We start from the raw sequence: 25,270 nt of genomic DNA on the forward strand, positions 1-25,270 counted from the left end.
TAAAAATAAAGATTTAGTCACTTTTTTGAGAGGGAAATGGGGCAAAAAGTCTTACCTCGACCCCAGGCGAACAGGGCGCTCTTTAAGAGAGAAAAGATTGATAAAGTTATTAAATGTTTTCTGACTTAAATCGGTCGAATGAGCAATATATTTTTCTGTTTCTGTTCTGATCGTTTCAGCAGAAAAAGGAGAGTGTGTCTTAAACATCTCTTCCTGATTTCTTGGATTATCCAGCCAGCGCATAATCATCGCTTGATCAGCTTCCAGGTGAAATTGTATTCCATAAGCTTTATCGCCATACTTAAAGGCCTGCCCCGGGCAGATATCTGATGAGGCCAGATGGGTGGCCCCGCGGGGAATATCGAAAGTGTCACCGTGAAGTTGAAAGATTTTTTCAGTCTTCTTAAAGTGAGAAAAAAGCGGGTCTTGTGTACCTTCTTCTGTGAGATTAACATCGCACCAACCAATTTCTTTTTCTGCACTTTTTCGCACTTCTGCTCCAAGAACATGCGCCAGGAGTTGGGCCCCCAAACAGATTCCTAAAATAGGAATTTCTTTTTTTAGGGCCTCTTCAATGAGTTGCATTTCGACTTTTATGTGGCGGTATTTGTCAGCTTCATAAACACCCATGTGGCCACCGAGAACAATAAGCCCATTGTACTTTTGAACTGAAGGCTGCTCATCAGGGGTGCGCTCGAAATTCACATAGCGTATATTGAGACCACGGGACTTGAGTGTGGGGTTAAGGGTTCCAAGAATGGTGTGGGCGACATGCTGGAAGACGAGGACTTTTCTCATATTTTGATTATACCTGATTACAGGAAAAGAGTTAAGTTGGCAGAGAATTCATTTAAAAGAAAAGCGTTGTAAGCAACCCCGAGCATTAGGTTTTTACTGACAATATATTGAGCTCCACCATAGATATCTGATTTTTTTCTTTCTATTAAAAGCATTCCATCTTTCTCTTTTAAGTTATCCGATTCTTCCTGGCGATAAGCAAGGTTAAAGAGGACACTTTTAAAGAGGTATGAGCTTGAGTAGATCCTGATGTTTGTTGGCTCTATATAAAATTTGTAATCAGTTTTGATGGTCGCGAGGTCAAAGGCAAAATTCTTAATCTTTGTTCCCAGCGTGAAAGTAGTCACGGTGTATTTTTCTTCGTATGTTTCCGAGCCGTAAAGAAGAGAATAGGGGATGCCGCTGTAGGGATTGGTATAATCATTCAAAGCGATTTTCGCATCATCTTTGTAGACGTAGTATCCAAAATTTAAAAAGTAAATTTTTCCAGAGACTCCGATTCCTGGATTGATTCTTCCAATCTCAGAATGGCGCTTGGCCGAAAGTCCCAGGTCGAGACCAAAATTTGATTTATCGATTAAAGAAAGACCGATGGCCCCATGGAGTTTTTTATTTTTATATCTTTTATCATCTACTCTTCTTTGAAGGTAGACATAATCGATTTCGATCGCACGGTTTCCAAAGAAAGTATTGTCGCCAGATGAAGCGATAAGGGCCCCGCCTAGTTTTCCATTTCCAGTCACTAGGGCATAACCAACTGGATTGCTCGGTTGATAGGAGAATTCAACTCCCAGTCCTTTAATCTTACTGATATTCCCTGGGTTTAATGATGAGGCGATAGATGCTGAAGGTGCGGATTTGCTGGAGCCAGGAGAAGAGCTACTCCCACAGTATTTAAAATAACGACAGTGATCATCCTCAGCGTAAGAAAAGGTGAGAGTTCTCAGTAAAATCATCAGGAGTGCAACCATTTCCCAAGTATAATATTTTTTTTGATTCTCACAAGACAGAGTGCTTGGCGGAAAAATACGTCATAGATTAAAATACTTGAAAGACAAAAGGATGATCAATGATCTACGGAAATGAATCAATCTCTCACTATTCAAGAAGTAATGTATCCATCTGGATGACTATGGCCTTTCAGGCCGGGGTTCTCAATATTGGTGGCTTTATGGCCTGTCATCGTTTCGTCTCCCATGTCACGGGGTTTGCGACGTTTTTTGGTTATGAACTCAACAAAGAGGATTCAAGCCATGCCATTGGGATGTTGATTGTTCCTCTTTTTTTTCTTCTTGGGGCCATGTTGAGTGGGGTGTTAGTCGACATTAGATTAAAACAACATAAGAAACCAAAATACTATATCGCCTTTGGTGTTATCTTTTTCCTTATTCTCATTGTGCTTTTAGGAGGAATGAGTGGGAAGCTCGGTGTGTTTGGTGAAAGCGTTTATAGTCTTGGAGATTATTTGCTTCTCATTCTTCTGTGTTTTATTTGTGGTGTTCAGAATGGAACTATTACCACTGTTTCAAAATCAGTCGTGCGAACAACTCACCTTACGGGGATTACAACCGACTTGGGAATTGGATTAGTGCGCTTAATGAATTATAAAAAGATTCAAGAGCCTTTGGACAACGAAAAGAAGGCCACTATGATGAGAGTCGGGATCATTTTCTTTTTTGGTCTGGGTTCTGTTGTAGGTGGTTACGCTTTTAATCACCTGGAGTATCTGGGATTTATTATCCCGGCGCTAACTTCCGGGGTTCTTTTTTTGATGATGCTTTATTTTCAGCTATTCAAGCGCGCTTAGCTTTTTGGTAAATAGAAGAATTGTGATTTAGCCACGAATGAGTGCATCCCTGAAAAGATTCAGAGTGACCAATGAATAAAAAGCCCTGATCAATCGTGTGCTCATATAATTTATGAGAGATTAATTCAGTTGTTTTTTTATCAAAGTAAATAAGAACATTTCGACATAAAATTAAATCGAAAGTTTTAGGGGATCCTTTATCATCAACAAAAGAAGCTTCAATTAAATTGTGAGGCATGAAAACCACTTTTTCTTTTAAGTGTGCTTTGATTCTAAACCATCCTTTTGCTTCACGTTCGCCAATATCTAAGCATTCCTCTTGGTAAAGGTCCGGTATCTCGTGAAGTTTAGAAAGAGGGTAAACAGCATTGTCAGCAGTTTTTAAAACCTTTGTATCGATATCGGTTCCGATGATTTTAAAATCTCGTCCCGGCGGAAGATAGTGCTTGAGCACCATCGCGAGTGTATACGCTTCTTCACCTGTTGAGGCAGCTGCAGACCAGATGTGAAAAGTTGTTTTATCTCCTTTGAGCCACTTGGGAAGAATATGCTGGATAAGAAAATGAAAATGGTCCGGCTCGCGGAAAAAATCCGTTTTGTTGGTTGTCAGGATGTTGATAAACTCCTGCCACTCCTCATGCGTATCGGGAAGTGTTTCCAGGTAATTTCTATAGTCAGAAAAATTTTTATAACTGTGCTCACGCAGTCTTTGAGTCAGTCTGGTTTTGATTAAATCCAACTTTGCCTGCTTCATTGAGATGCCGGAGAGTTTTTTTATTCTCCCGGCAAAGTATTCAAAATCTTCTTGAGTAAGAGGGGACGGCCCAAAGGCCGTCCATAAAGAATCGGTGAACATTGTATTACCTAAATATCTTCAAAACCAGGGTTGTTGTAATGAGGCACATCTCCTGAAGCTTTTTTATACTCCATTTTGGGAGCTGCTTTTTTAGGGGCTTTCATTGGCACAACATTACTCTTCTGAACTTTTGCTACAGTTTTAGGGGCCTCGTAGGTATGAGTGTGAGCGGCAGTGCTTTCTCCGTTAATGGTCAAAATGAGTTGAGAAACTGCATTTTTAAGAGAGTCGGCCTGAGCTGAAAGTTCCTCGGCTGCGCTTGCACATTCTTCAGAAGTCGCAGAATTGACCTGAGTCATCTGATCGAGCTGTCCCATTGCCTTAGTGATTTCTTGCACACCTTGGGCCTGTTCCTGGCTGGCCGATGCGATTTCAGTGGCCATGTGAGAGACACCTGATACATTCTTAACGATTTCTTCCAGCATGTCACCGCACTTTTGTGCAATCAGTACACCGTCTTCAACTTTAAGTTTTCCTTCCTGAATTAATTTCTCAACACTTGTTTTTGTCTCAGCTGCAACCTGATTTGCCTTTTCGACACTCTCTCCCAGCATTGTACTAATTTCGAGAGCCGCTGTTCCACTTACTTGTGCAAGTTTACCAACTTCTTCGGCAACAACTGCGAAGCCTTTGCCATGCTCTCCCGCTCTTGCTGCTTCAACTGAAGCGTTGAATGAAAGCAGTTTTGTCTGGAAAACGATATCGTTGATGATCTTTGTTTTACTTCCGATTTCTTCAATGACTTTTACAAAACCAATCATGCTTTCGTTGCTGCGGTTAACTTCTCTCATGATGTTACTGTTGCTTTCATTAATTGAGTTCATTGAATTAATCATTTGCTCAACAACAGCTTTACCTTCAACTGCAGCTTGATGAGAATTAGATGTCATCTGTGCCGTTGAATTAGCATTGTCAGAATTTTTAGCGACCATTGAATTCATCTCTTCAATTGATGTAGCCGTTTGCTCAAGAGCTGAAGCTTGCTCAGTCGTTGCTTGTGAAAGCTCTTCTGATGACGAGGCGATCTGGTTAGCAGCACTGCTAACTTGAATAGAGCCTTCATCAAGTGACCTGATGACATCTTGAATGGCCTTTGATGTGGCCTTTAAAATAACAAAAGCAATGGCCGTTGCGGCGAGGGTAGAGAAGATGCTAATGAAAAGCATTAGGTTTTTTGCTGTATGGAAATTCTCTTCAGCTTTGGTCGCTTCAGTGCTTAGAACTTTTTCATTGGCAGCAACAAGTTCAAGAAGTCTCGCTTCAGCCTCTCTTCTAATAAGGCGTGCTTCTTTATTGACTGCACTTGCAGTTTTATCGTCATTTAATAAGGCCGCTTTTTGAATGATAAGAGATTTTTCCCACCATGCTTTGAATTCTCCTTCAATTCTTTCCCATTCAGGAAGTCTCTCTTTTGAAGATTCTTTTTTAGCAGTTTCCAGAAAACCAATCATGTTTTTATGACTGTCATCCAACTCTTTGTTGATTTTTTCTTTGCCTTCTTTTGTTTCCTCAATAATCAGCATTGCCTGCCTGATGGCCAGCTGACGAAATTCTGTCTGGACTCTGTACGAATTCTGCATCCTTGGAACAAAAGTTTCGGTGATGCCTACGATAGTGCCGTTCATAGCATTCATGTTGTAAATACCAAGAACAGCGATTGTACAACTGGCGATGATAAAGATGGCCAGAACAAAAGCGAGTTTCGCATTGAGACTAAATTTTTTCATTGAAGCTCCCTTTTTTTGGATATTGTTTTTAGAGACGTATGCCGTTCGGCATACAAACACCATGTTTTGAAGGATTGTCTGAATCTCGTAAGAAAAACGAAATATCGGTTTTATTTAGGAGCTTTGAGATTTCTTATACGAGCTTTAAGTTTGAGGATTTCTTCGATTAGGTTGTCGAATTCTGTATCGTAACTAGCATTGGAAATACCCGGATCTCCCAATAGATCCTCTAATGTAACTTCAAAGGCCCGGGCGATATTTATATAAGGTTCACCCCTTATCGCTCTTCCGTACTCCCATTCACGATATGTCGTTTCTGGAACGCCAATTCGTTTCGCGGCTTCTCTCATTGTGAGATTACGGGCCTCTCTAAAACGCTTAAGTCTTTTTGAAATGTGTTCGAGTGAATATGGCATTTTTTTAGGATTGGTGAGTTAGTTTTGTATAATTGTATATTCTATATTAAATAATCGTTCTATTTGTTCGTCTTTTTAAAATGCTCATTCGTCCAAATCGGGAGAAGCTGGTGGACATTCTGGAAGAAGTTTTTGAATCCATTCGTGTAATTAAAGCATCCTACCTTGTTCATGAGGTAAAAGCACCATGGTCGATAAAAGCAAGGTGTAGAGGAGATGTTCGGTTTATCCTGGTATTTGAAAATAGGTGTTGGATACGTACAAAAAAATCTCCAGAAGGCATCCAACTCTCAAGTGGCGATATGTTTTTGCTCTTTAGCGATGATGATTACGTCCTTTCTGATGAGCAGGAAAGATTGCCGACGGAGTTTAAAAACTTATGTTTGCATGAGCAAGGTGGAAATCGTCTGAAGTATGGCGGAGACGGTGATGCTGCTTTAGTCATCACTGGTTTTTTTAATTTAGATTATAACCTTGATTTGCTTATCAAGATTCTTCCTTCTGAAATGCACTTACCAGTATGCCGGGTTCGTTGCCGGGCCTTCCGAAGTATTTTTGAACTGATGATGGTGGAGTCTGAAAACCATTTGATCGGCTCCCAGGCCATCGTTGACAGGCTTTGTGAGATATTTTTTGTCTATGCTCTAAGAAGTTATTCTATCGACTTCAGGGACTCACTTTCAGGCTGGCTTGCGGCTTCTCTTGATGAAAATTTAAAAGATGTAATGATCGGTATCCATCAGGATATAGGTTATAAATGGACGGTCGGAACGATGGCCGAAAAAGCTGGTATGTCCCGTTCCGCATTTGCTTCGCGCTTTAAGTTGGTCGTGGGGTCGTCTCCATTGGAATACTTGACGAGATGGCGTGTGCACAAGGCAGGACTTCTCTTTCAGAAGAATAATATGAGTATCGCCGAAGTCGCTCACAGTGTTGGTTATGAGTCAGAAAGCGCTTTTAGTAAAGTCTTTAAAGAAGCCTGCGGTGTTACACCTGGAGAATTTAAACGAAATTATAAAAAAGGCAAAGTGGCTACTGAAGAATTGCTTCTTGTGGAACCAGACGTTCCTGTGTTTTAGGAATTAATTGAATTTTAAGCTGGTCATTTGTTTCTTTTTCTTCAGGTTTTGAAGACAGAATCATAAGTAAATTCTTTTTTAAAGATTCTACTGTCGCTAGGTCAGTCAGTCCTTTGACATATTCAATAGTAATGGTCTCGCAGTCATTTGTTCCAGTATAAATAATTCCAACACCCGGAGACTTTAGCATCGTTCCTCTTGCCCAAATTCTGATGTTTTTCCACTCGTGAGGGAAAGTGTATGACCTTGGAACTTTTCCGGCGCTAATAAGCATTGAGCATGTCAGGTTCTCTGGATCGCTATCGATCTTCTTAAAAAAAGTTTGCAATTTTTTAGTCGGAATCAAAGCACATGGAAGAAGAGTGTTGAAGATAAACTTCGCGGCCTGATCCATTTTATGTGATTGAATAATGTGCTTAATTTTAGATAGAAATTTTTGCTGGTGAATTTCATCGCGCTTTCCTACAACAACGACAGTTGAAAGAATGTTCTGGAATGAGTAGCGGATGCGCAATAGGGGGCGAAGTGTTTTTGGAAGATAGGCCATGATAGGCGTCTTCAGGTCTCCACGTTCACGTAAAGTCAGGTCGTATGCGCTAAAGGCATTAAAAGCAATATACTCTGTCAGACTGGCCTGAGCGCTCTTAGAGAGTTCGCGCAGAGATTGCCTTTGTTCTTCGCTTAAGTCGAAAGTAAGAGAAGAAACCTGGCGTCCTGATGATTCAGGATGATCCACAAGAGAGGCCATTTTATATTGGCGCTGGCCTTTAAGTGATTTTCTATTTTCCCAAAGTTTACTGATAAACCATTTTGCTCCCATTAGCGTCCATAGTTGGCGGTAACGGAAGGTCTCTCTTTTTTTAGCTTCCTCGCGAACGGGCATGTTATTCATTAATCTAAAGATTTCTTCCATGATTAAGAATTGTCCGGCAGCATCGCAAAGAGTATGGTGAACATTAAAAATGAGTTGCTGGCGATTTCCCGGAAGTGGTGAAATTAAAAAAGTAAATGTATGTGCATTTTCTAAGTCAAACTTCTGTGAACAGAAAGTATCAATCTCGGAAGCTGATAATGGGTGGTCGCTGACTTTAAGTGCCAGGTTTAAATTAACATCATCAGCACTGATAACTGAGCGGCTCCAGCCAAAAAAACCTTGAGTGGTTTTTGTTCTAAGCCATGGAATATCATTGATTGCTTGTTTAAGGATTTGTTTAAAAAAAAGAGGGTCTAAAGTGCCGTCAAATTCAACGATGATCTGGCTATTATAGGCAATAGTCTCCGATTCGTGCGCTAGCATGAACTTTTCTAAGCTATTTAACGGAAGGCGGTTTTTTAGTCTCATGGCTTCATCATAGACTAATCCTTAGGCACCTTGGGAAAACCCTGTAAAAAACACCCGGGCCGTGTGATAATTAGACAATGACTAACTCATGGAATAAACGTAAGCCAAGACTGATTAAAGGGCTCAAGACCCTATTGCATCCCTTTTTTAGGGCCTATTTCCGCCTAGAGGTTATCCAAAAAGAAGAACTCAAGGCAGTTCCAACCCTCTATGTTTCCAATCACAATATTGGGGCTCTCATTGAAAGCCATAGCATCCTCTTTGAAGTGGATCGATTGTTTAAGCACTCTCATATCGTTTTTGGTTTTACTCATCCTTCTATTTTTCGTGTGCCGTTGATTAAAGAGTATTACGAATGGGTAGGAGCTGTCCCTGCGACCTATGAAGTGGCTAGAGAAGTTTTTGCAGCAGGAGATTCGGTTCTTATTTTTCCAGGTGGAAACAAGCAGGCCTTGCGCAGTTTAGCTGATTATAAGAAGAATTCTTTTAGAGACAGTCACGGTTGGGCAAAAATCGCCAAAGAAAATGGAGTGGATGTCGTGCCTATTACTTTTAAAGGCAGCCATTTTGTAAATCCAGTGTTTTTTCAAAGTCAGTGGCTTTCAAAGATACTGGTGCTTCCCTGGATTTTAGGATTGAAGTGGCTTTCAGTTTCTTTAGGTCAGATTCTTATGTGTGGGCTTTTTATTTTTCTCATGACCTTGCTTTCACTTCCATGGTGGGCGATAGTCCCACTGGCCATCTTTGTTTTTTCCATCACACCATTGACTGTGATTTTTCCTTCAAAAATTACGATGACTTTTCATTCAAGATTAAAAACGAGTCAGATGAGTCAGGATGAGCTGGAGGACAAGGTGGCAGAGATTATGAATCAGATCTATGACTCTTAATTTCTTCATCGAGGATCTGGCAAAAACGCTCGATACTTTCTTTCTTAAAAGCGCCTTTTAAATACTCTACACAAACAAAGTCGTGGGTTTCATTGCTTGTGACTAAAATGCCAATACCGGGCGAACGATACATTGTTCCGCGGGCATAGAACTTGGCATTTTTAAATTCATCAGGGAAAACAACATCTTTAGGAGTGCGTCCGCTGCTGATAAGAATAGAGCAGTCGTGAACTTTTTTTTCTTTTTTCTCCAGAAGAAAACGAAGCTTTTGGTAAGAAGTGAATTTAGTAATAAGACCTGCAAAAAAGAGAACCTTTCTTATTTCATCACCGCCAGAGCGGTATTTGTAAAAGTCTCTGAAGTGTTCCAGGGCCTGTTCGTTGGTGATTTTTTCTCTTTTAAACTTCATCCAGATAAAGCCAACCAGGTTTTGAAAGGCGCGCATTTTTTTCATTTCAAAACGCATGCTCTTTGGGATGTAGATCACAACTGGATTTTGGTTATCGCCGCGTTCTTTTTGGATTCGGTCAAAAGCGCGTAGGGCGCAGAAAGAGAAAAAGGTCGTGGCCGAAAGTTTCGTTTTTCTAACTGATTGATCAATACTTTTTTTATCATACTCCAAAAGTGAGTAGCTCATAACACGCGAGGTTGTTTCGTGGTCAAAAAAGCGCGAGATTTGAATAGGTTCTTTTTTTTCGCGTTTAAAAAGTCCAAAAAGTTGTTTTAAATACCAAAGCGGTGATGTCTTAAGAAAGTAACTTCTAAAATGGACAATTTCAGAAAGCGAACGTGGAGTGTAGTCTTCACCGCGATAAATAGTAAAAAAATCCTGTAAGTAATTCATCTGAGCGTGACCATCAAAAAGCGGATGATGGAAAGAGAAGATGAGCAGGTGTTTTCCATTTTTATTCATCAATCCCAATTTTACAGGAGGAGAGGTTTCATCAAAATGAGAAGCTAGAAACGTCTCTTCATGTTTGTCAGTCATCAGTGTGGTGATGGCATTGGCTATTTCACTATTTGAAAATTTGCGATATGTGCACTTACCGGTTTCATAAGAACAGATCAGGTTTAACTGTGGCTCTAATTCCACTTGCTTGATGAAAGTTTGTCTGATCTTTTTTAAGTCGAAAGCGGTTTCTGATTCAAAATAAAAGAATGAGTTAAAAGGCAGGTCCTCTCTTTCAAAAGCGAGTAGGAAAGTGTCTTGAAAAGATAACTTCACTTGAGTCATGTATTCCCTTAATTGACGAGAGTTCTTTCTAAGCTTAACATTGAATTCATGAATCAAACAAGATTGAAATCTCCTCCTAAGGCCCGTGGAAATCTCTTCCTAGGCAATCTCTTTCAAATGAAAGATGAAGGGGTTCAGTTTTACCCTCGCATGGCCCGCCTTTATGGTGATGCCATTACAGCACGCATTGGCTGGAAGAGCTTTTATTTGTTTTTTCATCCCGACCATATCAAAGAAGTTCTTCAGGATAAATCTGATATCTATATCAAGGGTGATCAATACAATCAGTTAAGGCACTTAATGGGGACCGGTCTTTTGACCAGTGAAGGAAAGGACTGGGAAAAACAAAGGCGCATGCTCAATCCTATTTTTGGAAAAAATGGTCTGGATATTTTACTAGTTCAGATTAAAAAGGCTTCAGAGCAATTTGTTGCCAGGCTTGAAGTGGAACAAGAGCTCGACTGGTCGAGAAAGATGTTTGATTTTGCCCTAGAGGTTGCGGTGACTTCATTTTTTGGTTCGAGCCTCGATTCTCAAAAGATGGATCAAATGGCCCACGACATGCACATTTGCATGCGGTTTGTTTCTCGTAGAATGACTAATCTTATTAATGTACCTCTGAGTTTTCCGGTAAAAGAGCACGTAGAGTTTAAGAGTGCTTTAAAAAGAGTGAAGACCGAAATTGAAAAGCTTTACGATAATAAAATTCAGAATAAGGGCCGTGATTCAAAAGATATGCTGGATCTTTTAATTGCCGCAGAAGATGAAGATAAGCTCAACTTGAGCCGTGAAGAAGTTTTTGATCAGGTCATGTCGTTTTTAATTGCCGGTCATGAAACGACGGCGATTACGATGAGCTGGTTTTATTATTTGTTGGCCAAAAAACCAGAGTACCAAGAACGTTTAATCAAAGAGCTCGAGAGCGGTGATTATAAATTTGAAACATCAAATGAGTTAGGAAAATATCCTTTTCTTGAGGCCATCATTAACGAAACGATGAGACTTTATCCTGCCGGATGGGTTATTGCCCGTAACATTACTGAGGATAATTCAGTAGGGCAGTGGAATGTTAAAAAAGGACACGTCCTGGCCGTTTGTCCGTATGTCGCTCATCGCGATCCGAGATGGTGGAAGAATCCTGATGATTTTATGCCTGAAAGATTTTTAGATAGTGAAGTTATTAAAAATCTTCCACGCGGAGCTTTTGTGCCTTTTAGCATTGGCAAAAGAAATTGTATTGGATCGCGATTTTCGTTGATGGAAATCACGGTGTTTGCTTTAGAATTTTTCAAGCATTTTAAAATGACAACTATGCAGAAAGAAGTGGGAGTTAAAGGGTATGTCACCCTTAAGACCGACCGCCCCGTTCGCCTGACATTGCATAAGAAATAATCTTCTGTTAAAATGGTCCTATGACTCAACAGAAATCGTTTCCATTCACTATTTCATCACGCAAAACCATCGCACTATAGTTTTGACTGGGGAGTCTTGCCCTCGGTCACCTTTACATTCATAACATTTTTCCCATTTATTTAACTTCCAACCAAGGACTTCGTATGTACGACGATGTGATTTTACTCACAGAACGCGACTATTTAAGAATCAGGCATCTCTTAAGTTTTAAGAGCAGCGGTGACTATGAAAATTTAGAAATTGAAATTGAACGCGCCAGAATTATTGGTGAGCATGAGATCCCTTCGGATCTTGTAATGATGAACTCTAAGGTAACCTTCCTGACAGTGCAGGAAGATAAAACCATGACTATCATTTTGACTTATCCTAGTGAAGCTAACTTTGAAGAAGGCCGCATTTCTATCCTGGCCCCTTTAGGATCAGCTCTTATCGGTCTGCGAGTAGGGCAGGAGATTAATTGGATGTTTCCCGATGGAAAAACCAAGACGCTTAGGATTTTAGAAGTTGCGAAGCCTTAAAGAAGGCTTCGCATTTCTTGAATAGTCATTTTCATGTGAACAGGATGCTCATCAGGAGTGTTTTGGACACTTTTGCCTGAATAAGTGTGCTTCTTAAAAAGTGGCATCAAGTCTTCATTGTAAAAGTCAGACATTTTGCCGACAAATTCTTCTGTGGTCATTGGTCTGAAAGAGTCACTTGATATCAGTTGATTTAAAAAAGCGCCAAGACCTCCGCTTGCCTGATATTTATAGTTCAGGTAGGCCATGAAGTTTTTTCCTTGAGTGTAAGCGTCCATGTGAGTGTAGCGGCGGTACTCAGAATTCCCGGCCATATTCGAGCGAATATTGTTTGGGTTCTCCAGAGTGCCCGCTCCTGTATCACTCCATGTGGTGATGGCCTCATCAATCCAGCCAGAGTTTCCATTGGCCGGCATAAAACCACCACGGGCAAAGTATGAATGAGTCAGTTCATGGTTAAGTGCCCACACATCAGTCATCGTGGCCCCACAGTATTCCATTCCTCCGCTACCGGCGATAAAGACTGTGACACTTTGGTGCAGGAAAGGACCGTACTTCGTTTCCAGACCATCGAGGCTTTGAGTGATTTTAGTTTTAATATTATCCAGGTTTAAACTTTTATCCCCTGTATAAACGATGGCCGGAAGTTCTCTTCCATCGATAGATTTAAACACAAAACTCTTTTCGTTATAACGACCTGTCCACGCAGTGTGAAAGTAAAGCGATGAAGATGTATAGGTCTCAGGAAATTCGATTCTGTAGCGGTTGTTTTCCAGAGTCGTGACTTTACCATTGGTATAAATCTTCTGTTTATTCATACTTTTAAAATCAAGGTTCAATGTGATTTGATACTGATCGAATTCAAAGTTTGCTGGCAAATAAGCTTCTAGGTAAGAGCGGTCTCCTAAATCAGTAAACCAAAATGCAGAAGAGACGCCTTCGCCACCAAAGTTCACACCTTGAGTAATTGGTGAGCTGATTTCCAGCTTATGTAATCCAGGAGCTGTATTCTTAAGTGCAATTCTAAACCACGTGTCTTTATCTGGAGAGCTGATGACTTTTGAAGAAACAGCTTCTCCATCTAAACTCATGCTTGTTGGGTTTTCTACCAGGTCAAAGGCGACCATGCCGGCCTCTTTCGTTTCAAAGACGAGAGTCGATTGTGCCGTGACTTTTTTAGTTTTAGGATCGTATGTGACAGAGTAGTCCGCTGTTTTTATATCGATAAAAACAACTTGCCCTTCTGGGACCTTAAACGCCTTGGGAGCGTGGAAAATACCTTCAGCATTGAGAGTAAAAGACCAGAATAGGGCGATCATGGCCACTAGGGGGTTTTTCATTTTTTCTTCCTTGAAAAAGTGTCTCTTCAACACTAACGAGTGTGCGGAGCAATCGTCAACGACTTAAAAAAGTGGAATAGAATGATCAGCTTTTTTTTGCACGTGAAGCGAAGTGTTTTTTAAGGGCTTCGGCGGAAGTCTTTATGGGATCAACCTTCTTGAAAGCTTTTTTAAGAGTATTGTTTAGACTTTGCCACAAGCTTTTACGAATACAAATCCCCATGCGTTTATTCTCGATGATGGTTGGATTTAACTGGATAAGGTTTTTATACTCCGGGTGTTGATACATTAGGAAGTGCTTGAGCATACTGACATCGACGAGAGCACCGTCAAGTCTTCCCAGGGCAACTTTTTTAATATTCATCTCATCTTTAACGGCCATTTCTGATTTCAGAATACCTTTTTGGATCATTTCATTGATCTCTTTGGTATTGCCGTAATCCTGAACAGTGCCAATTTTGTATTGAGCGAGGTCTGTCGCTTGTTTGAACATAAGTGGATGTGAAATTCTTTCAGCAATGCCGAGATCAGATCTGCTGATCGTTTCAGAAAACATAAATCCACTTTGGCAGTCTTCCGGCCATGCAGGGTAGTAGCCTATGTATTTTCCTTTTTTAGTTTCATTAATGGCACGCGACCAAGGCAGCCAGTAGAACTCTGTTTTGACTCCGACATTTTTTAAAGCTTCTGAGAGCGTCTTATTCATAGAGCCGTTGCCATCACAATCTTTTTGGCAAGTGTGTGGTGGGAATTCGAGAGTCGCTATCTTCCAGGTTGAAGCTTGGGCCATTGACTGGAAACCTAAGAGAAAAATGAAAGAGCATATACCTAAATTCATAGGGTCACATTATAGTGGATGCCTTAAAAAAAGCCATGGTTTATAGAAAATTAAAGCATTCTTAAGACCACCAATCTACATTTGAACTCTTACATGGGCGTTGGGCGATTTTCATCGTTTACCCACCCGCCAACATTTTCTGACTGAAAGTCACTGAAGGCCTTTTCTAAACCTGCCAGAACTTCAGCTGTTGTTTCAAACAATGCTTTTGCTTTAGGGTCGTTCACATGCACGCTCTCATCATGACAGTAGCGTTTGAGCTCATAAATGCTTTGGGCGATATTGAGTGCTTGTTCTTTGGGGTCGTCAGAGTGGAATCTTTGTAAAGTGTCCATAGGTTTCCTCCTGTGAAAAGACGTGCTACCTAGGAGGAAAAAGTGCAAGTTTAAAACCATAGCATTAGAGAGTTTTTCTTATGTATTCTTTTTGATCTTCTTTACTTCTTTCTTCGCGTGATACTCCGCTAGCACAGCCAGCACTTGAGTCTTTTGTGCAATTTTGTGAAGCAGGTCTTTTAGTGACTTCCAGATGTAACACCTTATTCGCTGAATTCCACCTATAGACTCCGCTCTTATAACCTGTGAGATATCTTCATAAGTTCGCTCACTTCTCTCGGCCAGAGTGTCTACAAAGGTATTTAAAAGTTCGCGATCGTCGAGAATAACACTTACGACATCTGTTTTTTCTTCATTTGAATGGCGCATAAGTAGTCTCCTAACTTGATGTTTCCTCGTTTGACTAAAATGCAGATTCAGTACCAAAGTTTAAGAGTTCAAAATGAGAAAAAAAGCCACCCAAGTACCGGGGTAAAAAGCTACAGGTCAAAAGTCGCTCTGCCATAATGCCTCAAATCGTCTAAAAAATAGTCAGTTTCTAAAAAACTTCTAATAGGATCAAGGGAGTTACCGCTAAAGAGCTTGACCAGCTCGGGAGATACGGTGATCATTTTTTCCAACTCATACCATGGAGAATATCATGAAAAATATCAAAGCTTATGCTGCTCAAGATGCTCATAGTCCACTTGCTCCTTTTTCTATTGATCGTCGTGATCCACGCGCAGATGATGTTGAGATCTCAATCACTCACTGTGGAGTTTGCCATTCAGATGTTCACCAAGCGAGAAACGAATGGGGAGGCTCAGTTTTCCCAATCGTCCCAGGGCATGAGATCGTTGGAGTCGTGACGAAAGTTGGCAGTAGTGTAAAAAAATTCAAGGTCGGTGATCGCGTAGGTGTTGGGTGTTTAGTGGATTCATGCCAGCACTGTCAATCTTGTAAAGAAGGACTTGAACAGTATTGTGATAACTCTGTTGGAACATACAATGCGGTTGAAAAAGATGGCTCGAGAACATACGGAGGTTATTCAACTGCAGTCGTTGTTAAAGAATCTTTCGTTTTAAAAATTCCAGATAATTTATCGATGGATGGAGTGGCCCCACTTCTATGTGCAGGGATTACAACTTATTCACCACTAAGACACTGGAAAGCAGGGCCTGGAAAAAAGGTGGCCGTGATTGGACTCGGAGGCCTCGGGCACATGGCCGTTAAATTGGCCCACGCTATGGGAGCCGAAGTCACTATTTTAAGCCAGAGTCTAAAAAAAGAAGCAGACGGAAAGAGGCTAGGAGCGAGTGCATTTTATGCCACTTCAAATCCAGAGACATTTACCAAGCTAGAAAGTACATTTGATTTAATTATCAATACAGTTTCAGTAGAGCTTGATTGGAACTTATACTTAAATCTTCTAAAACGTGACGGCTCAATGGTGCTTTTGGGAATTCCAAACACAGCGCCAACAGTTCAGGCCCCAGCGCTTATTTTTGGCAGACGTTCTCTTGCCGGATCGTTGATTGGAGGTATCCAGGAAACACAAGAGATGTTAGACTTCTGCGGAAAACACGGAATCACTTCAGATATTGAACTCATCAACATGAATCAAATCAATGAAGCTTATGAGCGCATGTTAAAAGGCGACGTCAGATACCGTTTTGTTATTGATATGGAATCTTTAAAAAAGGCGTAAAATGCAGACAGCAGATATTCAATCAATTATTGAAGTGGAAATCCCTATCGTAAAACAAATGGGAGTGATCTTTGATGAATTTAAAATAGATTCTTGTATTGCCTCAGTGCCATTGGCACCGAATCACAATCACAAAGGAACTGTTTTTGGTGGAAGCTTGTACTCCGTGTGCACATCTGCTTGTTATGGACTTATGTATTCATTGCAAATCGCCCATCAACTGGAGGGTTTTGACCTGGTGATTGGCGAAGGCAAAATCAGGTATCTGAAGCCGGTAGATCGCGATTTTAAAGTAAAGGCCGAAATCATTCCAGCCGAGTGGAGTGAGTTTAAAAAGAAAATTGGCACTAATGGTTTTGGAAAAATTCAATTAAAAGCAAAAGTTTTTATGGATAACGACTCAACACCGCTTTGTGATTACTCAGCGGTGTTTGTATTAATGAAAAAGACTAATTAAAAAGCTCGCACGCTTCTTCGAATTTTAGAGCGAGCTCTTTTCTAAAGACATTCGGATCGTGGTACTCAAACACCACCTGCTTTTTTTTGAAGTTTCCTTTGCTGTCGTTAAACTCTGGAAAACCCCAGTTAATTTTTGATTCAATAACAATCTTGCCATTGTCTCCACGCAGTTCTTCAAGAGTTGTTTTTAGCGAGTATTGCACTTGCGGTTTTTGTTCACGCGGAACACTCTTAGCGAGGTTTTTGATTCCTTCTTTGACTTCCGCATCGGTAATCTTAAAGGCATCTCCCATGTTGCTTTCATAACTTTGGGCCAGTAGTGTTTTTTCATTACTGCTGACGATCTTAATATCTTTGTCCGTCGATGTTTCCAGGTAACGGTAAAGAAAGTTTTTCTTTGTTTGTAGTAAGTAATCCAGGTACGCCTGATTGTCTTTAAAGAGCGCGTGGATCTTGATATCAAGTTCTTTTTTGAGATTATTAATGTCATTCATATCCATAAATTTAACACCACCTCAATTAAAAAAGCCACCCCAAAAGGGGCGGCTTCTATTGATAATGGGAACAAAGGTCGATGAACTTTTTGAGTCTCGATAGTTTATGAAATTATCGTCTCCTTTTTAGTCTGGATCCGGTCGCTTTGTAGGACTATGACGTCCGCCTTGTCCAGAACATCTGGAAGTTCATCTCTTGCGCGAAGGGCCTCAATACAACCTCATCACTTCGCTTCCCGTTAAAATAAATTGCATGTCGGATGCCAAAGAGAAACTTCTGCGAAATTTGCTTGGTATACGTATTGCAATTATAGCAAGGCTACCAAACAAGAGGAGGTTATGTGGATAAGGTAAGCGAAGTGATGATTAAAGATTTAGTGTGTTGCACACCTATTACAAAGATCGAAGATTCAAAACTTATGATGGAGAAATATGAATGCTCCAAGCTTCCCGTGGTCAATAGTCTTGAAGATAAAAAGATCATAGGAGTTGTAAGCATTGGGGACCTTGCGGCCAGCGCCGAGAAGGTTATTGATTGCATGTCAAAAGACACCCGCGCTGTTGATGAAGATTCAACAGTTGATGAATGTTTAAAGCTTATGATCATGAATAACATAGAGCAAGTTCCGGTGATTGATAAACAAGGTCATCTATGTGGGATCATCACGGAAAAGATCCTTTTAAAAAAATAAGAAGGGGAAAATCGCCCCAGCTAAATAATAGCAAACTCTTTAAATAACAACTCAAGTATTGCGGCATGAATAGTGCAATCCACTATGTACGATGTCGTCTTCAAGGAGGATGTATGAATATAGTTAAAGAAAATAACCGTCAAAGAGGGCTTGATAAGAACCTGCAAGATGATTGGATTCCAGATCAACAGCGCAAAGCCAATGCGACATCCAATGAAATGCCGGAGTATGGAGGGGACTTAAAAAGAAAAGACACTTTAAGAAACAATCCTAAAAATCCATCCTCACAAAAAGATTCCAATAACTGGAAAAAGAAAAACGTCTAGGAGTTTATATGAATCAGGTGACAGAGATTATGAACAACGATCCGATGTTTTGTACGTCGGAGACAAGAATTGCAGAAATTAAGCACCTTCTAAAAAAATATGATTACAAGGAGCTTCTGGTACTAGACTCAGAAAAAGACCGCCATCCCATTGGAGTGGTTAGTTTGGAAGATATGGCCTCTGAGGCCATTGAGCATGGAGCGATGCCTTCGGATACAAGTGCGGTGGAATGCATGAGAAGTATCCCTGCCGTTGTTGCAGAAAACTCGAGCTATGAAGAATGTCTCAATGTGATGAGGCAAAATCACATGGACTTTATTCCAGTTGTGGATATGAATGGCCATGTGACTGGAGTTGTAGAAAGAGAAAAACTAACTAAAATGTTAATGTAAAAAAAAGGCCACGGGTGTGGCCTTTTTTATAATTGCCTGCCCCGGTAATAAGCACTTTCATCTACTTCATCATTTCGATCAGCAATCAGGTCTTCCTCATCTTCTTCATCTTCTTCGCCCAACGCTTCCAACATGATTTCATTGTCTTCTTCATCTTCAAGTTCATCAAGATCCTCGACGTCGTATTCCATACCCATTAAGGTTTCTTCCAGGCTATTAATATTTTCGTCATCAAACAATACGCCTTCAGGTGTAACTTGATCGCCTTTGGGATTAGTTAATTTATTAAATTCTTTATAAGAAATGGTGTCTGCTTTACGGGTCATAAAAAGCTCCTTTTTCATTTTGCATTTCCCAGCTTTTTTATATGCAATCACTAAGCCGTCATATGTTAATTGATGCCACGAGTAGGTCATTGTGTTTATCCCAAAACATTATTTGTGCAGGTCCTTTTTTTGCGATAAAAACGTACTATGAACATAATTCGCGAAAACAAGTGTCTCAATCATTTGGCCCATGCAGGAGAAATGGGAAAAAGGATTGCGACTTTTGATTGGCAATCGACACCTATGGGGGACCCATCGAAGTGGCCGGCGAATTTGATCACGGCTTTGGGGATTATGTTGGAAAACAAATTTCCTATGTACATCGTTTGGGGACAAAACCTTATCCAGTTTTATAATGATGCTTATATCGAACTCCTTGGTGATAAACATCCAAAGGCCCTAGGCTCTACTCCGAGCGTGACCTGGTCTGAATTGTGGGAAGAAATCTCTCCTTTGTTTGAAAGTGTGTTCAATGGAGAAAATGTACGTTTTGATGATCACCCGATGACGATCAATTACAATGGGCGCATGGTTCAGCGCTATTTTAATTTTACTTATTGCCCGATTAGAAATGCCGACGGAACAGTGGGAGGAGTGCTGGACACTGTTATTGATACAACCAGTGATGTTTTGAATAAAAAGGCCTTATCCCGCAATGAAGAAAAATTCAGGATCTTGCTTGAAGCGGCCCCGATGCCATTTTTATCAATGGATAAAAATTGGGTTGTTGATTATATCAATCCGTCTGCATTGGCCTTGATGAAAATGGAAATTGAAGAACTCATTGGCTATACCATTTGGGAAGTGTTTCCAAGTTTGCGCGGAAGTGTTTTTGAAGAGGCCTATCATAAGGCGATGGATCTGGGAGAAAACGCTTCAATCATCGGTTATTTTCCAGATTTTGGGAGATGGTATCAAGTCTGGGCCTATCCTTTTAATCAAGGGATTGCCGTTTCTTTTATTGATATTAATGAAAGTAAAAGACTGGAACAAAAACTTAATGAAGCCATCATTGTCCGCGATGACTTTCTTTCCATTTCTTCTCACGAACTCAATACACCACTGACTAGTTTAAAAATCCAATCACAACTTCTCAAGCGCGATATTGTAAGTGGCAATCCTAAAGCTTTCGAAGAAGCTCGCATTAGGCGTTTTTCTGATCATACGGAAAAACAAGTTTCCCGCCTTACTCGTTTGATTGATGACATGTTAGATGTGGCCCGCATCCGTTCAGGTAAATTGACTATTAAAAAAGAAACTTTTGACCTCGCTCAGTTTGTTAAAGAAGTTGTCATTCGTATGGACCCACATTTTAAGGTGGCAGGACTTGAATATCCTGAATTTAAAATCACAGGTTGCACCCAAGTTATCGGGGAATGGGATAGTATGCGCATTGAGCAGGTCATTAGTAACTTGATCAACAATGCTATTCGCTACGGTGAAGGAAAGCCTATTGCTCTTGCTTTAGAGTGCAAAGGAAATAAAATTATTTTCAGCGTAAAAGATCACGGTATTGGTATTGAGAAATCATCAATGGAGCGCATTTTTGATCGTTTTGAGCGCGCTTCAGAGAAACAACAAACCAAAGGGCTGGGGCTTGGTCTCTACATCGCTAATCAAATTATTGCTGCTCACAACGGAAGGATCTGGGCCGAGAGTACTGTAGGGGAAGGCTCAACTTTTTATGTCGAACTTCCCTGGAATCCTCCTACTTAGCAACTGCGGCACTTTCATTGCATTCAATAATTCATGAACATCTCTAACCACATTGGAGGGATATATGAGATTAGTTCAAGAGATTATGACTAAAAATCCAGCGTGCGCGACACCTGAGATGAGCTTAGTGGAAGTCGCACAACTTATGCGCAAGTTTGATTGCGGAGAAATCCCTGTAGTCTATAGCCTGTCAGATAAAAAAATGTTGGGAGTGATCACAGACCGGGATATATGTAACCGCGCAGTTGCCTTAGGGCTCAACCCCTTGTCGATGAATGCTGAAGAGTGCATGTCTTATCCGGCAATCAGTGTAAAGAAGACAACCACAATTGAAGATTGTTGCCAGATCATGCAGGATAATCAGATTCGACGTTTGCCAGTCTTGGATGAGAAAGAAAACTGCTGTGGAATTGTTTCTCTTTCTGATATTGCTAGATTTTCAGAAGACTATTTGGCAGCAGAGGTGGTGAAAAACATTTCTCAACCTTCTGTGAATAAGTCATCCATTTACATTTCTTATAATATTTAATGGCAGTGAGATTTTTTATCTTTAGTCGATTTGGAATGGTATCCAGGAGGATCACTGGCCGGAAAGCTTTCCAGACTTGCTTGATCTAACATCTCTTCTTCAGTCATTGTATGATCTTGCGCATTTCTTTTTTCTTCGGGTGTTCTTCCGATATTTTTATACCAAGTTTCTAGTTTTTCACCGATACATTTAATTTCCTCAATGATGTCCATGTTTGACCTCCTTCAGAAAAATATAATGCATGAGCTATGCCATTGGCCTTCCCCTTGCAATTTGAGGAAAACCAAGGAGGGGTTATGACAAGTGACTTAAGTAATTCAGAACTAAGTGTTGATCATTTCATGATTTCGACTTTTGAGAACCAGTTTCTCTTTATGTTGGTTGGGGAAGAAGGGGCAATTCTCCCATTCCTGCTGGGCAATTTGCAAAATAATGATTGAGAGCGAGACTTTTTGAAAAGGGTCATGTTACGCTTTTTAAATGAAAAAAATAATTTTACTGACCTTTGCAATGCTTTCAACTTTTGCCTTCGCAGAAGAGCTTCTCTACCGTCCAACAGGCACATACTCATACAGCAGGGAAGTGGTTCTTACCAAGAAGCGCACAGCTGAAACCTTAAGTCATATCAGCACAGAGGGACAAGCACGCATTAAAGAATTAAAAAAGACCGGCTTTACATGTATCAGAAAAAGCCAAAAGGAATCAATCTGTCAAAAGACAGAAACAGATTTTCCTTCGACCCCAGACTTCATCCAAAGTGCAGTTGATGACTATTTAAAAAACGCTCAATTTTCTTTTGCAGGCACTGGAGAACCAACGATTGTTTTTGACGGTGCCAATACTGAATGGCTGGTATATGAAGATGTTTACTTAGGTAGTAAGAAAATAAACGTCTATAGAATCACTAAAACTCCTGATGGGTGGTTTTTAAGTTTCCCGGTTTCAGAAGATCAGGGGATTGGAAATATGAACCTGGAGTCTAACAACCGTCTTGGACTTCCACTAACAATGCAGACTAAGGAAAATGGTCAGACTGTTGGGTATTTTATCAAAGCGATCTTTCTTAACTAATGTACAAATTAAGACCCTATCAAGAAGAGGCGGTGGCGGCGGCCATCACTCACTTTAAAAAAGACAATCACCCTGCGGTGATTGTTCTGCCTACTGGCGCCGGGAAAAGTTTAGTGATCGCTGAGCTTGCCCGCGTGGCGCGTGGTCGTGTTTTGGTTCTTGCTCACGTTAAAGAACTAGTTGAACAAAATCATGCGAAGTATGAAAGCTATGAACTTTCGGCCGGCATTTTTTCTGCCGGACTTAATCGCAAAGACATAGAAGAGAAAGTCATCTTTGGAAGTATCCAGTCCGTGGCCAATGCAGGAGAAGAATTCTTTGGAAGCTTTTCACTGCTAATCATTGACGAGTGCCACCGCGTTTCGATGGAAGGTAGCACTCAGTATTTTCAGGTCATCACTAAGTTAAAAGAAAAAAATCCAGCGCTTTGTATCTTAGGGCTTACAGCGACACCTTATCGTTTGGGGCTGGGATGGATCTACCAATTGCATGAACCTAAAGAAGACTTGCGAACGACAGAAGAGCGCTTCTTTAAAAAATGTATTTATGAGCTCTCAATTGGCTACATGATTAAGAATAAATTCCTGACTCCGCCAATTAAAATTGATGCTCCGGTGGCCTGTTATGATTTTTCCAGCCTGGAGCTAAAAGACGGAAGGTACTCTTCAAAAGAGATTGAAAGCGTTTTAAAAGATCAAAAAAGAATCACTCCTACCATTATCGCCAACATTATTGAAATGGCCAAGGACCGCCAAGGGGTCATGATCTTTACCAGCTCGGTCAATCACGCCCGTGAGATCCTCTCACTTCTCCCGATGGGATCAGCGATGGTCACTGGTGAAACTGAGACGAGTGAGCGCGATGAAATCATCCATGACTTTAAATTAAAGAAAATAAAATTCCTGGTTAACGTTTCAGTTCTTACGACGGGCTTTGATGCTCCTCATGTCGACGTTATTGCCATTTTGCGTCCGACCGAGTCGGTGAGCTTATACCAGCAGATTGTTGGACGTGGGCTGCGTTTGAGTCCGGGAAAAACAGACTGCTTGATTCTCGATTACACGGGAGTTGGGCACGATATTTTTTCTCCGGAAATTGATGACGATAAACCGACATCTAATTCAGTGATTGTGGATATTCTCTGCCCTCAGTGTGGCCATCACAATGACTTTTGGGGAATTGTAGAACATGAAGAGATCGTCGAGCACTTCGGACGAAAGTGTAAAGGCGCTCATGAAGACCCAGTCACTGGCGAAATCGAAGCGTGTGGATACCGCTTTCGTTTCAAAAGATGTGATCAGTGTGGTTCTGAGCAGGATATTGCCGCCCGAGTCTGTACTGAATGTCAGCATATATTGGTTGATACCGACAATAAACTCAAAGAGGCCATGTCTCTAAAAGATGCTCATATCATGAAGCCTGATACAATGACCTTCACCAAAGGGTACGATAAAAAAGGCAACGAAAGAGTAGAAATACGTTATTACGATCTGGATGGAGAGTTTTTAAGTGAGATGTTTTATTTAAACACCCCAGAAGAAGCCCGCGCTTTTTATTTTAATTTCACACGTATGCACAACCGCTTGCCAGAAAAATCACTTATCATTAACAATGCTTCCGATGTGATCAAACAGGAAAAAAGTTTCCGTCTTCCGATGTATATCATCGCCCGTAAGCAGAAGTATTATTGGGAAATTAGAGAGAAGATTTTCTAGGCCCTTGACCAGAATTTAAAAATAAACTATCTTAAGCTCATCACCACGGGATTAACCCGTCACCAAGAGGAGGTCTGTATGTTGAATGTAATCACAAAAAAGGGCCTTCGCTCATTCGTTTTCTAATCAAATTCAAATAGCAAGGTCCTTAAGTCGTTTTAGTTTTTATAACTTAACTTAAGGAGTATTCATGACTAGTTTCCAAAGGGAGTTTTTAACTTCCTATGGCTGGGATGACTTTTTTGAAAGTCAGTGCCCAGCTGTTCTAAAAAACAATCTCGTCATTGGTCGCGTGATCAATGAAGAGAGAAATCTTTATCGAATCCAAACTGATAAAGAGCATTTTATCCAGGCGAAAATCTCGGGGAAAATGCAGTACGAGGCCATCTCTCGCGTGGATTACCCCGCGGTGGGAGATTGGGTTTTATGTGACCCAAGTGGCGTGATCCATTTTATTTTTGAGAGAAAAAACATTCTCCAAAGAAAAAAAGTGGGTGAAGTTTCTGAAATTCAAATTCTGGCCAGCAATGTGGATTATGTTTTTATCGCCACATCGGTCAGTAGCGATTTGAATTACGGAAGACTGGAGCGCTACCTGACGTTTGCCTGGGAGTCCAAAGCTGAGCCGGTGATTTTATTAACCAAGGCCGATTTGGAAGAAGATATCGACAACGTCATTCTCGGTGTTGAATCAAGGTGTCCGAATGTTTGGGTGCACGCTCTGGCAAAGGATCATTTTGAAGAGGCCAGTTTTCTTCGCCGTTACTTAGGCTCAGGAAAGACTTCTGTGATCGTGGGTTCATCAGGAGTTGGGAAATCAACATTGGTGAATTTTCTTATCGGTAAAGAAATTATCGCCACTCAGGAAGTGCGGAGTGATGATGATAAGGGAAGGCATACAACAACATCGCGGGCGATGTATGAAAGTGTTTACGGTGGACTCATTATCGACACTCCAGGAATGAGAGAGTTGCAATTTTCTGATCATCAGGAAGGGCTTTCTCACCAATTTGGAGATATCGAAGAGTTGATCGGTCAGTGCCGTTTTAATAACTGTCATCACCAGAGCGAAGTAGGTTGCGCGGTCTTAAAGGCGCTCGATGAAGGTGAGCTTCTTCCAGAAAGATGGAAAAGCTACCAAAAGATTCAGCGAGAAGTCGGCCATGAAATGCGAAAAACCAACAAATGGTTAATGGCCGAGCAACGCAAGGTCTGGAAAAAACGTTCGATTGAAAGCCGACAAAAGTATAAAGGGTGGCAATAGCCGCCC

30 protein-coding genes are annotated in these 25,270 nt (G+C 40.8%); 16 read left to right on the top strand and 14 right to left on the bottom strand.

The genetic code is table 11. The annotated features are described in order from the left end of the window. Window positions 1-51: 51 nt before the first annotated feature. Both AC6JA8_RS05120 and AC6JA8_RS05125 read right to left on the bottom strand, forming a co-directional pair. Entirely contained in the window at window positions 52-798 is a 747-nt protein-coding gene (locus tag AC6JA8_RS05120) for a type 1 glutamine amidotransferase (protein WP_497976074.1), read from the bottom strand. 17 nt (window positions 799-815) lie between these two features. Then, window positions 816-1,769, bottom strand: coding sequence for a hypothetical protein (locus AC6JA8_RS05125; RefSeq protein WP_497976075.1), 954 nt, complete (start codon window positions 1,767-1,769; stop codon window positions 816-818). Window positions 1,770-1,867: 98 nt separating this feature from the next. On the opposite strand from AC6JA8_RS05125, the gene AC6JA8_RS05130 reads away from it, so the two are divergent. After that, window positions 1,868-2,605, top strand: a complete 738-nt coding sequence (locus tag AC6JA8_RS05130) for a YoaK family protein (protein ID WP_497976076.1) — start codon at window positions 1,868-1,870, stop codon at window positions 2,603-2,605. Here the strand turns inward: AC6JA8_RS05130 and AC6JA8_RS05135 are convergent. From AC6JA8_RS05135 to AC6JA8_RS05145, 3 genes are all read right to left on the bottom strand, one after another. Further along, entirely contained in the window at window positions 2,592-3,461 is an 870-nt protein-coding gene (locus tag AC6JA8_RS05135; RefSeq protein WP_497976077.1) for a CheR family methyltransferase, read from the bottom strand. The genes AC6JA8_RS05130 and AC6JA8_RS05135 overlap by 14 nt on opposite strands. Window positions 3,462-3,469: 8 nt before the next feature. After that, the gene (locus AC6JA8_RS05140) at window positions 3,470-5,188 is read right to left on the bottom strand and encodes a HAMP domain-containing methyl-accepting chemotaxis protein (RefSeq protein WP_497976078.1); all 1,719 of its coding nucleotides are present in this window, start codon (window positions 5,186-5,188) and stop codon (window positions 3,470-3,472) included. Between the two features lie 110 nt (window positions 5,189-5,298). Next, window positions 5,299-5,604, bottom strand: coding sequence for a helix-turn-helix domain-containing protein (locus AC6JA8_RS05145; RefSeq protein WP_497976079.1), 306 nt, complete (start codon window positions 5,602-5,604; stop codon window positions 5,299-5,301). A 110-nt stretch (window positions 5,605-5,714) separates the two neighbouring features. Here AC6JA8_RS05145 and AC6JA8_RS05150 point away from each other — a divergent pair, with 110 nt between their 5' ends. After that, complete coding sequence (locus AC6JA8_RS05150; protein ID WP_497976080.1) at window positions 5,715-6,683, top strand: AraC family transcriptional regulator; 969 nt, start codon at window positions 5,715-5,717, stop codon at window positions 6,681-6,683. Here the strand turns inward: AC6JA8_RS05150 and AC6JA8_RS05155 are convergent. Beyond that, on the bottom strand, window positions 6,637-8,025 hold the full coding sequence (locus AC6JA8_RS05155) for a condensation domain-containing protein (protein WP_497976081.1): 1,389 nt from the start codon (window positions 8,023-8,025) through the stop codon (window positions 6,637-6,639). The genes AC6JA8_RS05150 and AC6JA8_RS05155 overlap by 47 nt on opposite strands. Window positions 8,026-8,102: 77 nt before the next feature. On the opposite strand from AC6JA8_RS05155, the gene AC6JA8_RS05160 reads away from it, so the two are divergent. Next, window positions 8,103-8,915, top strand: a complete 813-nt coding sequence (locus AC6JA8_RS05160) for a lysophospholipid acyltransferase family protein (protein ID WP_497976082.1) — start codon at window positions 8,103-8,105, stop codon at window positions 8,913-8,915. Here the strand turns inward: AC6JA8_RS05160 and AC6JA8_RS05165 are convergent. Then, window positions 8,890-10,149, bottom strand: a complete 1,260-nt coding sequence (locus tag AC6JA8_RS05165) for a hypothetical protein (protein ID WP_497976083.1) — start codon at window positions 10,147-10,149, stop codon at window positions 8,890-8,892. The two genes, AC6JA8_RS05160 and AC6JA8_RS05165, sit on opposite strands and share 26 nt — an antisense overlap. Before the next feature lie 48 nt (window positions 10,150-10,197). Here AC6JA8_RS05165 and AC6JA8_RS05170 point away from each other — a divergent pair, with 48 nt between their 5' ends. Further along, window positions 10,198-11,541, top strand: a complete 1,344-nt coding sequence (locus tag AC6JA8_RS05170; RefSeq protein ID WP_497976084.1) for a cytochrome P450 — start codon at window positions 10,198-10,200, stop codon at window positions 11,539-11,541. 164 nt (window positions 11,542-11,705) lie between these two features. After that, window positions 11,706-12,080, top strand: coding sequence for a nucleoside diphosphate kinase regulator (gene rnk / locus AC6JA8_RS05175; RefSeq protein ID WP_497976085.1), 375 nt, complete (start codon window positions 11,706-11,708; stop codon window positions 12,078-12,080). Here rnk and AC6JA8_RS05180 read toward each other — a convergent pair. From AC6JA8_RS05180 to AC6JA8_RS05195, 4 genes are all read right to left on the bottom strand, one after another. Next, on the bottom strand, window positions 12,077-13,420 hold the full coding sequence (locus AC6JA8_RS05180) for a hypothetical protein (protein WP_497976086.1): 1,344 nt from the start codon (window positions 13,418-13,420) through the stop codon (window positions 12,077-12,079). The two genes, rnk and AC6JA8_RS05180, sit on opposite strands and share 4 nt — an antisense overlap. Before the next feature lie 85 nt (window positions 13,421-13,505). Next, window positions 13,506-14,258, bottom strand: coding sequence for a substrate-binding periplasmic protein (locus tag AC6JA8_RS05185; RefSeq protein ID WP_497976087.1), 753 nt, complete (start codon window positions 14,256-14,258; stop codon window positions 13,506-13,508). 89 nt (window positions 14,259-14,347) lie between these two features. Then, the gene (locus AC6JA8_RS05190; RefSeq protein ID WP_497976088.1) at window positions 14,348-14,593 is read right to left on the bottom strand and encodes a hypothetical protein; all 246 of its coding nucleotides are present in this window, start codon (window positions 14,591-14,593) and stop codon (window positions 14,348-14,350) included. 78 nt (window positions 14,594-14,671) lie between these two features. Further along, window positions 14,672-14,962 carry a hypothetical protein gene (locus AC6JA8_RS05195; RefSeq protein ID WP_497976089.1) on the bottom strand — a complete coding sequence of 97 codons (291 nt, stop codon included), beginning with the start codon at window positions 14,960-14,962 and terminating at the stop codon, window positions 14,672-14,674. Window positions 14,963-15,233: 271 nt separating this feature from the next. Between AC6JA8_RS05195 and AC6JA8_RS05200 the strand changes: the two genes are divergently transcribed. Beyond that, on the top strand, window positions 15,234-16,280 hold the full coding sequence (locus AC6JA8_RS05200; protein ID WP_497976090.1) for an NAD(P)-dependent alcohol dehydrogenase: 1,047 nt from the start codon (window positions 15,234-15,236) through the stop codon (window positions 16,278-16,280). Window position 16,281: 1 nt separating this feature from the next. Continuing rightward, window positions 16,282-16,737: a YiiD C-terminal domain-containing protein gene (locus tag AC6JA8_RS05205; protein ID WP_497976091.1), complete on the top strand. Its 456-nt coding sequence runs from the start codon at window positions 16,282-16,284 to the stop codon at window positions 16,735-16,737. On the opposite strand, the gene AC6JA8_RS05210 is transcribed toward AC6JA8_RS05205, so the two are convergent. Beyond that, entirely contained in the window at window positions 16,730-17,239 is a 510-nt protein-coding gene (locus tag AC6JA8_RS05210; RefSeq protein ID WP_497976092.1) for a hypothetical protein, read from the bottom strand. The genes AC6JA8_RS05205 and AC6JA8_RS05210 overlap by 8 nt on opposite strands. Window positions 17,240-17,574: 335 nt before the next feature. Here AC6JA8_RS05210 and AC6JA8_RS05215 point away from each other — a divergent pair, with 335 nt between their 5' ends. From AC6JA8_RS05215 to AC6JA8_RS05225, 3 genes are all read left to right on the top strand, one after another. Beyond that, the gene (locus AC6JA8_RS05215; protein WP_497976093.1) at window positions 17,575-17,925 is read left to right on the top strand and encodes a CBS domain-containing protein; all 351 of its coding nucleotides are present in this window, start codon (window positions 17,575-17,577) and stop codon (window positions 17,923-17,925) included. 113 nt (window positions 17,926-18,038) lie between these two features. Then, on the top strand, window positions 18,039-18,251 hold the full coding sequence (locus AC6JA8_RS05220; protein ID WP_497976094.1) for a hypothetical protein: 213 nt from the start codon (window positions 18,039-18,041) through the stop codon (window positions 18,249-18,251). A gap of 8 nt (window positions 18,252-18,259) precedes the next feature. After that, window positions 18,260-18,643, top strand: coding sequence for a CBS domain-containing protein (locus tag AC6JA8_RS05225; RefSeq protein ID WP_102242743.1), 384 nt, complete (start codon window positions 18,260-18,262; stop codon window positions 18,641-18,643). 26 nt (window positions 18,644-18,669) lie between these two features. Here the strand turns inward: AC6JA8_RS05225 and AC6JA8_RS05230 are convergent, their stop codons facing one another. Then, complete coding sequence (locus tag AC6JA8_RS05230) at window positions 18,670-18,987, bottom strand: hypothetical protein (protein ID WP_497976095.1); 318 nt, start codon at window positions 18,985-18,987, stop codon at window positions 18,670-18,672. Between the two features lie 129 nt (window positions 18,988-19,116). Between AC6JA8_RS05230 and AC6JA8_RS05235 the strand changes: the two genes are divergently transcribed. Both AC6JA8_RS05235 and AC6JA8_RS05240 read left to right on the top strand, forming a co-directional pair. Next, window positions 19,117-20,685, top strand: coding sequence for a PAS domain-containing sensor histidine kinase (locus AC6JA8_RS05235; protein ID WP_497976096.1), 1,569 nt, complete (start codon window positions 19,117-19,119; stop codon window positions 20,683-20,685). A 64-nt stretch (window positions 20,686-20,749) separates the two neighbouring features. After that, a complete protein-coding gene (locus AC6JA8_RS05240; RefSeq protein WP_142409900.1) occupies window positions 20,750-21,214 on the top strand; it encodes a CBS domain-containing protein in 465 nt (154 codons plus the stop codon). Here the strand turns inward: AC6JA8_RS05240 and AC6JA8_RS05245 are convergent. After that, window positions 21,211-21,426: a hypothetical protein gene (locus AC6JA8_RS05245; protein WP_142409899.1), complete on the bottom strand. Its 216-nt coding sequence runs from the start codon at window positions 21,424-21,426 to the stop codon at window positions 21,211-21,213. The genes AC6JA8_RS05240 and AC6JA8_RS05245 overlap by 4 nt on opposite strands. Before the next feature lie 84 nt (window positions 21,427-21,510). Between AC6JA8_RS05245 and AC6JA8_RS05250 the strand changes: the two genes are divergently transcribed. The 4 genes from AC6JA8_RS05250 (at window position 21,511) to rsgA (ending at window position 25,264) form a co-directional block, all read left to right on the top strand. Continuing rightward, a complete protein-coding gene (locus AC6JA8_RS05250) occupies window positions 21,511-21,654 on the top strand; it encodes a hypothetical protein (protein WP_185903029.1) in 144 nt (47 codons plus the stop codon). Between the two features lie 40 nt (window positions 21,655-21,694). Beyond that, window positions 21,695-22,285 (top strand): hypothetical protein, encoded by a 591-nt coding sequence (locus AC6JA8_RS05255; protein WP_497976097.1) that lies wholly within the window; start codon window positions 21,695-21,697, stop codon window positions 22,283-22,285. Beyond that, window positions 22,285-24,000, top strand: coding sequence for a DNA repair helicase RadD (gene radD / locus AC6JA8_RS05260; RefSeq protein WP_142409897.1), 1,716 nt, complete (start codon window positions 22,285-22,287; stop codon window positions 23,998-24,000). The genes AC6JA8_RS05255 and radD overlap by 1 nt, the downstream gene beginning before the upstream one ends. A gap of 190 nt (window positions 24,001-24,190) precedes the next feature. Further along, window positions 24,191-25,264 carry a ribosome small subunit-dependent GTPase A gene (rsgA, locus tag AC6JA8_RS05265; RefSeq protein WP_497976098.1) on the top strand — a complete coding sequence of 358 codons (1,074 nt, stop codon included), beginning with the start codon at window positions 24,191-24,193 and terminating at the stop codon, window positions 25,262-25,264. Window positions 25,265-25,270: the final 6 nt, after the last annotated feature.

This window comes from Bacteriovorax sp. HI3 (assembly GCF_059738875.1).